A 12773-nucleotide genomic window follows, 5' to 3' on the forward strand; every position below is an offset into this window, starting at 1 on the left:
TGAACCTAAGCACTCTCTTTGTCAGTGACTTCAGCCAAACTTTTTTTGGGGTCGTGCTTAAACACCATCAGGCTGAGTGGTGGCAGACAGAGATCCAGGGAGTTGTCGTAACCATGGATGCCCCATTCATCGGAGGGCTTGCCACCAAGATTTCCCAAATTGCTGCCTCCGTATTTGGCCGCATCCGTATTGAAGATCTCTTCGTAGAAGCCAGAGATGGGAACTCCCACCTTGTAATGGGAATGGCTTTGGGGGGTGAAGTTGGCCACCACCACAAGCCAGGAGCTGCTTGTGCTTTCTCGGCGCATGAAACTGATCACTGAATGGCGATTGTCATTGCAATCGATCCACTGGAAGCCGTACTGATCAAAATCGTCCTGCCAGAGAGCAGGCTCATTTTTGTAGAGCGCATTCAGTTCTCTCACCATCCGGTGCACGCCCGCGTGCGGCTCGTAGTTCAGCAAATCCCACTGGAGATCCCCCCACACGTTCCATTCCGCACGTTGGCCGAACTCCATGCCCATGAAGATCGTTTTCTTGCCTGGGTGCGTCCACATGTAGGCCAGCAAGGCCCGTGTGTTGGCGTACTTCTGCCAGTCATCACCTGGCATCTTGTGAAGAAGATGACTCTTGCCATGCACGACTTCGTCGTGACTGAGGGCAAGCATGAAGTTTTCGGTGTACGTGTACCAGATCGAAAACGTGATGTTGTTTTGATGAAACTGGCGGAACCAAGGATCGAGCTCGAAGTAATCGAGCATGTCGTGCATCCAACCCATGTTCCATTTGAGATTGAAGCCCAGGCCACCGCTCTCTGTGGGCTGAGTCACCATGGGCCAAGTGGTGGATTCTTCGGCGATCGAGAGAGCACCGGGGAAATGCTCAAACAGGACATGATTAGCTTGTTGGAGGAAGCGCACCGCTTCCGTGTTTTCTCTACCCCCGTGTTCGTTCGCTAGCCACTCACCATCAGGCCGCAAATAATCTCGGTACAGCATCGATGCCACCGCATCCACCCGGATGCCATCGATATGAAACTGGTCAAACCAGAAAACGAGATTGGCAACAAGGAAGTTTCTAACCTCATTGCGGCTGTAATTGAAGATCAGGGTCCCCCATTCCTTGTGCTCGCCAATCCGTGGGTCGGCGTGTTCGTACAGGTGGCAGCCATCGAAGAAGGCAAGCCCATGACTGTCTTTGGGGAAGTGACCAGGCACCCAATCGATAATCACTCCGATGCCCTCGGCATGGCAGCGATCGACGAAGGCGCGAAATTCGTCGGGAGTGCCGTAGCGGCTTGTGGGTGCGTACCAACCGGTGACTTGGTACCCCCATGAACCATCGAAGGGATGCTCTGTGATGGGCATCAATTCGATGTGGCTGAACCCTTGCTCTTTGACGTAAGGAATCAGACGATCGGCAAGCTCTGGGTAGGTGAGCAGACGGGCACCTGGCTTGAGATCGGCCGCAGGCACCGGTGGGCGTGGCGTTCCATCGGCTTCGATGAATGGATCGTCTGCTGAGGCGTGAATCCAGCTGCCAAGGTGCATCTCATAGACCGAGATCGGCTGATCGAGAGGGTTCCGACGATCTCGGCTACTGATCCAGGCGTCATCACTCCACTGAAATCCGTCGAGATGACTAACGATCGAGCTGGTATCAGGCCTGACTTCATGCTGGAAGCCATAGGGGTCAGCCTTCTGATAACAGTGGCCGTCTTGGGTGCGGATCTCATATTTGTAAAAGTGTCCTTCCTCAAGCTCAGGAACGAACAACTCCCATATGCCGCCCAGTCTCTGCTGCATGGGGTGGTAGCGGCCATCCCATGAATTGAGATTTCCGATCACGCTGACGGTGAGTGCATTCGGTGCCCACAGGCAGAACATCACACCTTCAATGCCACCTTGTTGGCAGCGGTGGGCTCCCATCCGACGCCAAATGTGATGGTGATTGCCCTCTGCAAAGAGGTGGCGATCCATCTCGCCCATCCACTCATGCCGAAAAGCCCAAGGATCGAATTGCTCGTGTTCGATCCCGCCACGCCGGATCTGCAATTTGTAGTTATGGCCTGGATCCCGAGAGCATTCGGCCTCAAAAACCCATGGGTGATGAGGCGTTTGCATCGATAGGCGTTCGCCATTGAGGATCAACTCAACGGTTTCAGCTTCGGGAACCCAAGCTCTCACGATCCATTGGCCCGACTCCAGCTGTTGGGGCCCCAAAAGAGAGAAGGGATGGTCGTGTCGGCATTCAGCCAGCCTCTGGCTGTCCTGAACCATCCAGTCGAGAACAGCGCCGGTCATGCAGGGGGATGGTCTTCGTTAGCCCGGGAGCTTAAGCGGAAAACCCGCCTTGGCTGCATGGAATGTGCTGAGTTTTTGGGATCAGACCAGATCCTCAGAGAAGTCCACATTGATGATTCGGCCTTGGCTATCGAAAATGACGAACAAGTTGTCGGTCACGGTTCCAAATTCAATGGTGACCAAAACAAGTTGTTGATCGGCTCCTTTGCTTGAGATGACAGCATTTTTGATCCGCTTCACGCCGCCCAGGACGCGGCTTAATTTGCTCCACTTGCGTTCCAGATCTTCTGGGGAGATCTCCTTTTGAAAATCGAGCGAAAGGTAGTAGCGAGCCTCAATCCAGCGTTTTGCGTCGAGATCACGCACAAATTTCAGAGCGGTTGTCTCGATCGGCAGCGTTTCCCCTAACCATTTCCAGGCCACGAGCTTGCCTTCATCGTCGAGAACGAGAAGCAGTTCTTTGCTTCCTTCCTCGGTTTGGGCAATGACATCGACGGTGGTGTCATCGATCCCTGGATAAATCGCCACAACACGGGTCGATTTGATGCGATGAGCCTTGTTCAAGCGCCCCTTGACGGCTTCAAGGGTGGTTGCGTTTTGCAGTGGCGTTGATAGGCGATCAAATAAAGCCTGGGCGTTACGGGTTTGCAGCGCTTTCAGGAGTGCATCTGCTGCTTCACTGGCCTCACTGGCACTCAGCGGGGTGCGTGGCGCTAACGCTCCCTGGGCTAAAAGCTGTTCTCCTCGTGCTGCTGGCACGGGGAACGCCTGCAGCATCGGTGCCGCGAGAGCGCAGACCAGAAGGCAGGAGGAGAGCTTCATGAACGTGGAGCAACAATGAACTTAGTTTGCCGGAGTTCATCCGGCTTGGGGAAGGAGCAGTGGCGCCATTTGCAGTGTCGCTCCATCCAGCTGCAGGCAAAGGGTGATGACGCGGCAATCGCTCGTGGGGGGGCCAAAGCGTTGGTTACCGTCACCGGGATTGACAGCGATGGCTGGCCATGCGGCGCCCGCAAGCGAGAGCCGCAACCGATCTCCAGGCTGGAAGCTCACGAGCAGAGGCTGCAGTTCCAAGGTGATGGGGCTGGATTGCGCGTGAAAGTCCCGTCGAACCCGCAACACACCGGTTGAGATCTGCTGCACCTCATCGCGATCAGCAGGGAGTCTTGACAGTGCCGCGCAGAGGTCAAAGGCTGGCTGATCGACGGATACCTTGAGTTTCAAAAGGGGGCGACCGCAAAACTGGACAGATGTTTTGAGCGGTTCGGAGCTAAAGACGGCCACGTCCGAGCGTTGATCAACCATTTTTCGATCGCACGGCCCCGCCGTGGGACTCAAATGCCCACCAACAGCCGGTGCTGGTCGCCATGGGTCATGAACGATGACGCAGGTTCCTGATCCAGGCAGCGTGGTATCGAGCAATTGCCCATCGGTGGGATCAAGGCAAGCCAAACCATTGCTGTGGAGATGCCAACAGGCCTTGCTGCATTCGTTTCCGCTCTGACCTGACCAGGTCCCGTCGCCTAGGTCCCAAAGCCTGATCGCAGCTGTTTTGTCTTGGCTGGGGGTTGGGGGATGTTTGAGATGTTGATTGAAAAAATCCAGCAGAAGCTGGGTCGTTTCCGGCCACCACTGCAGATGGGTGGCGGGTCCGATGTGCAGTTCGGGGTTGCCGCCGCTGGATCGGGCCGTTTGGAGAAGGTCGAGGAGACCCCGCAGATGAGGATCCCACCAGCCGCCGATCAGCAGCATGGGTTTCTGGAGCCAGGTTTGCGCTGGGCGATGGAGAATCCAGCTCTCGTCCTGATCTGCCGGTTGTCGCAACCAGCGCAAAGCCATTCCCTGGGGGTCATGTTGCTCTAAGAGCTCGACGCCTTCGCGTAGATAGCGACCTTCCACCAAAGCGCTGTAGATCTCGTTCCAGGCGCCAGGATCGTTGCGACGCTTGGCCTGAAGGGCTGCCAGCTGCAACCCCCAGCCAAGGCCGAGGTGCCACCAGTGAGCGCCGCCTTCGCAACTCCAATCCTCCCGTTCAGCTAAGCCACACATGGCTGGCGCAAGGCAGTCAGGAGCCTGGCAATCCGCTGGTGCAAGCAGCTGGGTCAGCCCTTGATACGACAGTCCGTAAAGGCCGATGCGTCCGTTGCATTCGGGCCGCTCGCGGAGCCATGTGAGGGTCGCTGCGGTGTCGAGAGCTTCTTGGCCGAATCCTTGAAATGTTCCCTCAGAGCTGCCCTGTCCGCGGACGTCTTGGACGACGACTGCAAACCCTTGGTCGGTCCACCAGAGCGGGTGGGGGAGGGTCACCGTGGAAGCAATCGCCCGCCCATAGGGTTGTCTCATCAGCAGGGTGGGCCAAGGACCAGCCCCCTGAGGTGTCCAGATCCGCGCGACCATATTCACGCCATCAGGAGTGATCAAAGTCGCATCTATGAATTGTTGATCAGCGCACATCTGATCAGTGAAAATCTGATCAGAAAACATCCGATCAGCGAACATCCGAGCAATGCAGTCCGATCACGTAAGTCGCCAAAATTTCAGCGTTATTGGTGCTGAGGTTGCGTTGACTTGCCAGCTGATTGATCGCTTCGGGTGCCAGTGCGGACTGGCCATTGCTGTTCATGGCTTTGAACGACTGACACATCGCTTCGGCTTCCGCTGGGTTTCGCTTGACACTCTCTAGAAGGCTTGATTGAGCAAACCCTGCTGAAGCAGATATCAACAACGAAAGTGATAGGCCCCTAATCGCCCGAAGGCAAAAAGTCCAAGTCCAGCCGAGACCCTGATGGAGGGGACGCATGGTTCCTCCTTAAATGACTAAAGCCATTTCAAAGGGGTAAGACCTGGGTTGCTGCGTTGAACGGTCAGTTCGTGGTTTGCCTGGCTTTGGCTCGCAGGATCCACTGTTTGGCTATCGCCAGATCCACAACCGGAGCTCTGCCACTCCCCAACTGGCGTTCCAAACGCCCGGTCCGGTTCGTAATGTCCTGCGGGGAAGAGCCTGCGATTGCCGCGACTGTGGCAAAGCCTGCGTGCATCAATAGGGCCGCGTCGGCTGGCGCCAGTTCCAAACAACACACCAAATCAGCGATGCCGCGGAGACGTTTGAGGTTTCGTGCTGTGGATCGTCCAGTGGCGACAAGACGGCTCAGCTTTTGATCTGTCAGATCGCTTAGCTGTCCCCAGTTGGTAATGCCAGCTTGTGTTAGATCCCGTTGTTCATCGCGAAAACCTTGCGGTAATCCACGGAGAGGGGCAGTTGCGCTCATCCCTGGCTGAAGTCCCGTTTGGTTTCCCCAAGCACCACGGGTCTTGAGCTGCCCTCGCTCTCGGTTTGAAGTTGCCGAAGTCGAACACGGACCTCCAGGTTGCGACCTCCGGGGCGGAGGTTCGCAGCGATTTGGTTCAGGGTGGGGGTGATGGCTTCTTGTGCAAAGCCACTGGAAGCCTGTGCCACGACGAGGTCGGTGCCGTTATCAAACACAATCGGCACCTGCACAGCTCCTTCAATGCGCACCGGGGGCGAATAACTGATCGAAAAAGCCCAGCAGCTCACGGCTAACAAGAACGTGAAACTACTGACGCCTACAAGCCGAAAACGCAGCCCCCAACGGGTTACGAAGGCAACCACGGTAAGAACGGAGAGGCCCAGGCCACTCCAGGCCAGCCATTTGCTGGATACCTCCAATAATTCCGGAAGCGGCATGGGCTGGTTAGGAACAAATCTCCTCTCTATATTGCGTCGACCTTGGCTGGGATGACGGTCATCAATGCGGAGCACAGGCAAAGGCGCGATGGCTCCACGAGTGGTGATCTCTGGACTGGGGCTCACAGTTGTGGCTGCTGCTGTTTGGTTCAGTGCTGACCGCTTCATTGCACGAGCCGTCAATGGCTTGCGTCCCTCCTTGGAACAGCAATTTTCCGTACCTCTGGGACATCCGATTGAGATTGGCCCTTATCGCGGACTTGGGCTCGATGGAATCGGAATTGGACCGATCACGATTCTTCCTGGAACGAAGGATGCCTCGACCCTGCGTGTGCAGAAACTCACCCTGGGGATTGATCCCCTCTCCAGCATTCGCCACTTGCGGCTGGTGGTCGTCGCCCGACTGAAGGGAACCAATCTCAATCTCAACCGCAACCAACAGGGACAGTTTTGGGTGCCAGGCCCTCGGGTAAGCGATGAGTTCCTTCATCGCGTCGACCTTCGTGTGCGGCTCATCGATCCAGCCAACATTCGTGTTGAGCCCTCTGACCTTCAGCTCTCCTTGGCGGGAGCCGCGCGTCTTCGTCTCAATGAGAAATGGGCTGATGGTGCCTTTCAAATCGCTCTGCCCGATCGAGGCACGGTGAAGCTAAAGGGGCGTGCTCACTGGGATCGTCCTGAATTTCTGCTCACCACGCAATTGAAGCGGATTCGCCTTAACCGCTTGCAAGGGTTGCTGCCGATGGCGCAGCCCATCGAGTTGGGGGGCCAGGTGGGTGGTGATCTCAGTTTTGATTCGAATCGAGGGCAAGTCAGCTGTGGGGGTGGCCTCTCTGTTGTGGGCTTGACCGTTAGCGGCAAGCCGCTTCAGCACGCACTTGCATCGCAACAATTGCGTCTTAATTGTGATGGAGATCAACTCACGATTCCACGCAGTCAGTGGCGTTACGGCTCCTATAGGGCCGACCTGGGCGGTCGGGTTCACCTCAATAAGCGCTTTGATTTAAGCGCCACCTTGAACGAGCTAAACCAGGACAATCAGTTGGCGCTAAGCCTTGATGGTGACTGGTCTCAGCCCCGTTTCAAATTTGCAGGAAGATGGAGACTTCCAGAGGCCAAGCTCCTGGATGAACCCGTTGCCATTGATCTGCAGGTGCGCGGAGATGGGCGTCGCCCGAAAGCATGGAAAGCCAGGCTTGACAACCTTTCTCTAGAAGCATCCGGTGTCTCAATCAAGGCACAGGGTTCCTTGTTTCCGCTGCTGGATGTCAAGACAAAGCAGCTGCAAGTGGTCGGGAAAGCCTGGAAGGGCCTGCCCTTGATTCCTGAGCTGTTGGGCACGAAGGCTCCTTTAAAGGGGGAGTTGCGCCTGTTTGGCCCCAGCCTCTCGCCTCAACTTCAGTTGGCGCTCAACCAGGAGAGCAATCCCTTGCTTGACCATTGGTCGCTCAAGGCCGATTGGTCTTCAGAGCAGGGTTTGTTGACTCTGAACCGCTTCACGAGCCCTCAGTTCAATGCTGATGCTGTACTGCCACTTCAACTCGGGAAAGGGGGGCTGCAAGTTGGCGCGTTGCAATCCAATCTGCGCTTACAGGCCTACCCGCTCAGCAGGATCGGTTCTCTGATTGGGACGGAGATGGATGGCACGATTGCGGCCGAAGGGGAGGTCCGTGGTCCTCTTCAGTCGTTACAGCCTGATCTTCAGATCGAAGTTCAAAGCCCTCGTGCGGGAGCTATTCGTCTTGTTGAGCGTTGGCAAGGCCGCTTTGAAGGCCGACCTGGTGGTGGCGGTCAGCTCCAGATGGCCTCCGTTGGAGCCGTGATTCCCGGCTCATTGGATGCTCAACTCGGGCGCAATTGGCTGCCAGAAACCGTGCGCCTGCAGCGCAGGAAAGGTGAGCTGCAGATCAGCGGTAGTCCTGCCCTCTATCGCTGGACAGCGAACGATCTGAGTGTGGATGGTTTGGAGTTGGTGTTGCCTCCAAAACAGCGTTGGGAAGGGGTGTATGGCCGTTTGAGTGGTTCCGGTGATTTGAGTTTGCAGCCCTGGAGCATGTCGGCCGACCTGAAGCTCGCTCAACCGGGATTGCTGGGCATTCAGTTGCGCCAAGTCTTAATCACTGCCAAATACAAAAACGATCGGTACGACATCAGTGGCGAACTGTTGCCTCGCGATACGGGACAAATCACGTTTAAGGCGGATGGCTATCGGAACGCTGGATTAAAAGCCAATCTTCAGGCCCGTGGCCTCAGTGCACGATGGCTCACGGTCGGTGTGCTGAGCCTTCCTCAACTAACTCAATCTCTTCCTGCTCATCAAGGCGATGCCACTGATCTAGGCACCTTGCTGGTGAACACCTTTGGTGGATCTTTGGATGGCCAGTTGACGGCATTGAGGCAATCCCAATTGGCCCTTGCAGATGCCCGTCTTGATCGGAGACAGAAAGAAGCGTTTCACCCTGAAGATTTAAGGGGGCAAGTTGATGCTGTTATGGATCTTCAGGGGCCAAACCTTAAGAGCCTTGATCTTGATCTCAATGCACGTGGTCATCTTTGGATCGATGGTGAAGATGAAGACATTGCTCTGCAGGTGAAACCATTCGTCGCTGAGCTCAAGGGGCCGCTTCATGGCGGAGAAGGCCGCTTCTCTTTGGCCCATCTTCCCTTCAGCCTGCTTGCACTGGTGGCACCGGTGCCTCCTGCTTTGCAAGGGGCTCTTGGCCTCACGGGCAGCTATCGCTTGGGGGAGGGGTCCCCAGTCCTGACAACGGAGCTAGTGCTGGAAAAGGCACGCGTCGGCCAGGAGCCGATTGCACTCGATCGCGGCCAGGTGTTGCTTTCAAACGAGACGTTGCAGCTTGATTTGGCTTTGCGTGCAAAAGGGGCAAAGGAGCCTCTCACGGTGATTGGGCAAGTTCCCCTGACGCCCGACCGACCATTGGACGTCAGGATTGAAAGTCATGGTGACGGGCTTCATTTCTTGGCAGGATTCTCGAGAGATGTGGTGGCTTGGAATCAGGGAGATACTGATCTGAGACTGTTAATTGGAGGCAGTCTTCTGGCCCCTGAGGCCAATGGATTCATCGTGATGAAAGACGGGAAATTTGTTGTTCAGGACCAAATTGTCAGCAAGGTCAATACTTCTGTTGTCTTCGACTTCGATCGTCTCGAGGTACAAGAACTCAAGGGGAAAATTGGTTCCTCTGGCATCCTTCAGGCCAGTGGTGCTCTGGCGTTGTTTAAGCCTGCAGCTGAAGCCTTCCCTTTGGCGATCACCGTTGAAAAGACCCGAATCAAGTTGCCCAGTGCTGATGTAGCAATTGCCGCTGATCTTCGCGTGAGTGGAGCACTTGTGAGTCCCGATTTTCAAGGGAATCTTCAGTTGAGTGAAGGTTCGATAACTCCGAATCGATCTCTGTTCCGAAGATCTAAATCGAGCAATAAGGACAGTGCTGAGAAGGCCAACCAGGTGGATCCTGCTAGCTCTTTCGTTTCAGCGAATGCGTTGCTTGAAGAAGATTGGAATTTTAAGGACCCACTTGTTTTGCTCGGACCCAATGTTGAGGAAGACCCAAATAAAAGCCTTAAGGCATCTCTACCCAATTTGCCGTTGATTTCTTTTGACAACTTTCGGGTGCGGTTTGGGCCTAATTTAAAAGTTCAAGTCCAGCCCGTAACTAATTTACCTGATCTAGCCAATTTCACTACAGCAGGGTCAGTCTCCCTCAATGGTCCTCTGGATCAAAATATTAAATTGAGAGGTGTGATTCAGTTGCTTACCGGGCGGGTGTGGATGTTTACCAGCACCTTTAACTTAGATCGCAAAGCTCCAAACGTGGCAGTTTTCACCCCTTCGCAGGGGCTGATCCCTTATGTGGACATTGCAATGGAGACGAGGGTCTCAGATAGCGTTAATCTGGGTGTTGGTAATAATCCCTCAACCACAACTGTTTTTGATACCAATGGCACAGGTACCCTTGGTGCTGGAGGTCAATTACGTTTAGTGAAAGTGAATCTTCAAGCTGAAGGTCCAGCCAATCTTCTCTCTAATAACATTCGTCTCAGAGGTTCTCCTCCAATGTCGCAGACCCAGTTGCTTGGTTTGATTGGCGGTAACTCGTTAGCTGGTCTTACTGGTGCAGGTGCAGGGACTGCTTTAGCCGCGGTGCTTGGTCAATCTTTGCTTTCACCATTGTTGGGAACGTTTACTGATGCTTTTAATCAGAGGCTTCAATTTGCTCTTTATCCTACTTATGTTACGCCTGTAGTTGATAACGATGGCGAACGAGTGTCAGGGCGCGTTCCACCACAAATGGCAATTGTGACCGATTTTGGAGTGAATGTTTCTGATCGTTTTGACTTGTCAGTATTGGCTGCGCCTAATCGCAATGATATTCCTCCTCAGGGAAGCCTTAGTTATCAAATAGACCAAAATTTAAGCATCTCGGGTTCTGTTGATACGCAAGGTACTTGGCAAAGTCAATTGCAGCTTTTCTTCCGATTTTAAGTGATGAATTCCCCTGAAGTAATTGGAATCGATTTGGGTGGAACGGCCATTAAATTGGGTCGCTTTTCAATCGATGGTCATCTGCTTGAGGATCAGCAGCTGCAGACCCCTCAGCCGGCTACGCCAGGTGCCGTTTGTGTTGACTTGGTAGAGGCGATTGAAGCCTTGGATCCTGATCGTCGCGCCTCGATCGTTGGGATTGGGTTGCCGGGTCCGATGGATGTGGAGGCCCGTGTGGCCAGGGTTTGCATCAACTTGCCTGGCTGGGAGGAGGTTCCGCTTGCTGATTGGCTTGAGCCTCGTCTCCAGCGTCGGGTCACTCTCGCCAACGACGGCAACTGTGCATTGGTCGGAGAGGCATGGAAGGGGGCGGCCAAGGGGTATTCCGATGTGGTGATGCTCACTCTCGGAACTGGTGTGGGCGGAGGGGTCATGCTGTCCGGCCAGCTATTCACGGGACACAATGGGGCCGCGGCCGAGCCGGGGCTGATCGGTCTCGATCCCGAGGGGCCACCCTGCAACAGCGGCAATCGCGGCAGTCTCGAACAGTTCGCCAGCATCTCGGCTTTGAGGAGGTTGTGGGATGGAGATCCAGCCGAATTGGCAGCTTTGGCCGCGAATGGTGATGCGGAAGCCCAAGCGGTGTGGTCCCGTTATGGGAGCACTCTTGGCGTAGGGATCAGCTCGTTGGTTTACATGTTCACGCCAGAACTGGTGCTGGTGGGTGGCGGGATTTCTGGCGCTGCGACCCATTTCCTGCCTTCCGTGCGCAAGGAGGTTGCTCAAAGGGTTCAGGCCATGAGTCGTCAAGGTCTGCGCATTGACGTCTGTGCGCTCGGTAACGGTGCAGGCCGACTTGGCGCAGCCCGATTAGCAATCCAACGCTTGACGTGACGCGAAACGAGATGATGAAGCAAAGAACACGCGCGCGACGATGAACAGTCAGGGTGTGCCAGAACCATCAGCTGATCTTTTGCGCCTGGCTACAGCCGTTCGGCGTGCCGCTGTTGGTTTGGGTCAGAGTTCCAACCAACAGCGACAACACGCGCTGATGGCGATGGCCGCTTCCCTGGAGGGCCATGCCGATCACATCGTTGCTGCCAATGCGGACGATCTCGCTCAGGCTTCCGCGGATGGTTTGGCTCCTGCGTTGGTGGCTCGTCTCAAATTGGACGCGGGCAAACTGGCTGGAGCCATTGATGGCGTCCGTCAATTGTCGGCACTGCATGACCCTCTGGGGGCCAGGCAATTGCATCGCGAGCTTGCCGATGGGTTGGTGTTGGAGCGCGTCACGGTGCCCCTTGGGGTTTTAGGGGTGATTTTTGAGGCCAGGCCTGATGCGGTGATCCAAATCGCTGCCCTTGCCATTCGCTCAGGCAATGGCGCAATCCTGAAGGGTGGTAGCGAGGCCAAGTGCACAAATCAAGCTGTGATGCAGGCGTTGAAAGAGGGCTTGGCTGGCACATCGGTGTCTGCTGATGCGTTGGATTTACTCACAACCCGAGCGGAGAGCTTGGCTTTGCTTCGCCTCGACGGTCTTGTGGACTTGATTATTCCCCGGGGTAGCAACGAGCTGGTTCGCTTCATTCAGGACAACACCCGAATTCCGGTTCTTGGCCATGCCGATGGTGTTTGCCATCTATATGTGGACAAAGAGGTTGATTGCGCACAGGCCTTGCGCATTGCGATCGACAGCAAAACCCAGTATCCAGCGGCTTGTAATGCGATCGAGACGCTCCTGGTGCATCAGCAAATTGCGCCGAGCTTTCTGAAAGAAGCTGTTCCTGCCTTTAAAAATGCTGGTGTCTGCTTGCGCGGCGATGAGACCAGTCGAGGCTTTGGGGTGGAGCAGGCTGCAACCAGCGAAGATTGGCGTGAAGAGTATCTGGATCTCGTGCTTGCTGTGCGAGTGGTGAAGGATTTCGACGAGGCCCTTGAACACATCCAGAGGTATGGCTCACGCCATACGGAGGCGATTGCGACGGTCAATCAAGACACCGCAGAACGGTTCTTGCGGGCCGTGGATAGCGCTGGTGTCTATCACAATTGCTCAACCCGTTTTGCGGATGGTTTCCGCTATGGCTTTGGCGCAGAAGTTGGCATCAGCACCCAGACCTTGCCCCCGCGCGGGCCTGTCGGGTTGGAAGGGTTGGTGACCTATCGCTACCGATTGCGTGGTGATGGGCACCTTGCTGCGGATTTTGCTGATGGGCGCGCACAGTTCAGCCACCGCGATTTACCAACCGCTACGACCTGA

The 12773-nt window shown here is 55.4% G+C and carries 9 protein-coding genes; 3 read left to right on the plus strand and 6 right to left on the minus strand.

Features of this window, described 5'->3' with window-relative positions; translation table 11 throughout:
• Positions 1-5: 5 nt before the first annotated feature.
• The 6 genes from glgB to DXY38_RS10565 form a co-directional block, all read right to left on the minus strand.
• A complete protein-coding gene (gene glgB, locus DXY38_RS10540) occupies positions 6-2303 on the minus strand; it encodes a 1,4-alpha-glucan branching protein GlgB (protein WP_115071595.1) in 2298 nt (765 codons plus the stop codon).
• Between the two features lie 81 nt (positions 2304-2384).
• Entirely contained in the window at positions 2385-3125 is a 741-nt protein-coding gene (locus DXY38_RS10545; RefSeq protein WP_115071596.1) for a DUF3887 domain-containing protein, read from the minus strand.
• A gap of 36 nt (positions 3126-3161) precedes the next feature.
• A complete protein-coding gene (locus tag DXY38_RS10550; RefSeq protein ID WP_170952924.1) occupies positions 3162-4757 on the minus strand; it encodes a CocE/NonD family hydrolase in 1596 nt (531 codons plus the stop codon).
• Between the two features lie 34 nt (positions 4758-4791).
• Entirely contained in the window at positions 4792-5103 is a 312-nt protein-coding gene (locus DXY38_RS10555) for a hypothetical protein (protein WP_115071598.1), read from the minus strand.
• A gap of 64 nt (positions 5104-5167) precedes the next feature.
• Positions 5168-5572, minus strand: a complete 405-nt coding sequence (locus tag DXY38_RS10560) for a DUF4332 domain-containing protein (RefSeq protein WP_006853231.1) — start codon at positions 5570-5572, stop codon at positions 5168-5170.
• Positions 5569-6009 (minus strand): Ycf51 family protein, encoded by a 441-nt coding sequence (locus DXY38_RS10565; RefSeq protein ID WP_115071599.1) that lies wholly within the window; start codon positions 6007-6009, stop codon positions 5569-5571. Before DXY38_RS10565 ends, DXY38_RS10560 begins: the two co-directional genes overlap by 4 nt.
• Positions 6010-6073: 64 nt before the next feature.
• Between DXY38_RS10565 and DXY38_RS10570 the strand changes: the two genes are divergently transcribed.
• From DXY38_RS10570 to DXY38_RS10580, 3 genes are read left to right on the plus strand one after another with little or no spacing between them, the layout of a single operon-like run.
• On the plus strand, positions 6074-10516 hold the full coding sequence (locus DXY38_RS10570; RefSeq protein WP_115071600.1) for a translocation/assembly module TamB domain-containing protein: 4443 nt from the start codon (positions 6074-6076) through the stop codon (positions 10514-10516).
• A gap of 3 nt (positions 10517-10519) precedes the next feature.
• Complete coding sequence (locus DXY38_RS10575) at positions 10520-11410, plus strand: ROK family protein (RefSeq protein ID WP_115071639.1); 891 nt, start codon at positions 10520-10522, stop codon at positions 11408-11410.
• 40 nt (positions 11411-11450) lie between these two features.
• Complete coding sequence (locus DXY38_RS10580) at positions 11451-12773, plus strand: glutamate-5-semialdehyde dehydrogenase (RefSeq protein ID WP_115071601.1); 1323 nt, start codon at positions 11451-11453, stop codon at positions 12771-12773.

The organism is Synechococcus sp. UW179B, assembly GCF_900474245.1.
Classification (GTDB): Bacteria; Cyanobacteriota; Cyanobacteriia; order PCC-6307; family Cyanobiaceae; genus Synechococcus_C.

What these genes read in the sequence shown, in the direction of transcription:
- glgB (WP_115071595.1), bottom strand. Translation starts at nt 2,303, where the DNA reads ATGACCGGCGCTGTTCTCGACTGGATGGTTCAGGACAGCCAGAGGCTG.
- DXY38_RS10545 (WP_115071596.1), bottom strand. Translation starts at nt 3,125, where the DNA reads ATGAAGCTCTCCTCCTGCCTTCTGGTCTGCGCTCTCGCGGCACCGATG.
- DXY38_RS10550 (WP_170952924.1), bottom strand. Translation starts at nt 4,757, where the DNA reads ATGTGCGCTGATCAACAATTCATAGATGCGACTTTGATCACTCCTGAT.
- DXY38_RS10555 (WP_115071598.1), bottom strand. Translation starts at nt 5,103, where the DNA reads ATGCGTCCCCTCCATCAGGGTCTCGGCTGGACTTGGACTTTTTGCCTT.
- DXY38_RS10560 (WP_006853231.1), bottom strand. Translation starts at nt 5,572, where the DNA reads ATGAGCGCAACTGCCCCTCTCCGTGGATTACCGCAAGGTTTTCGCGAT.
- DXY38_RS10565 (WP_115071599.1), bottom strand. Translation starts at nt 6,009, where the DNA reads ATGCCGCTTCCGGAATTATTGGAGGTATCCAGCAAATGGCTGGCCTGG.
- DXY38_RS10570 (WP_115071600.1), top strand. Translation starts at nt 6,074, where the DNA reads ATGCGGAGCACAGGCAAAGGCGCGATGGCTCCACGAGTGGTGATCTCT.
- DXY38_RS10575 (WP_115071639.1), top strand. Translation starts at nt 10,520, where the DNA reads ATGAATTCCCCTGAAGTAATTGGAATCGATTTGGGTGGAACGGCCATT.
- DXY38_RS10580 (WP_115071601.1), top strand. Translation starts at nt 11,451, where the DNA reads ATGAACAGTCAGGGTGTGCCAGAACCATCAGCTGATCTTTTGCGCCTG.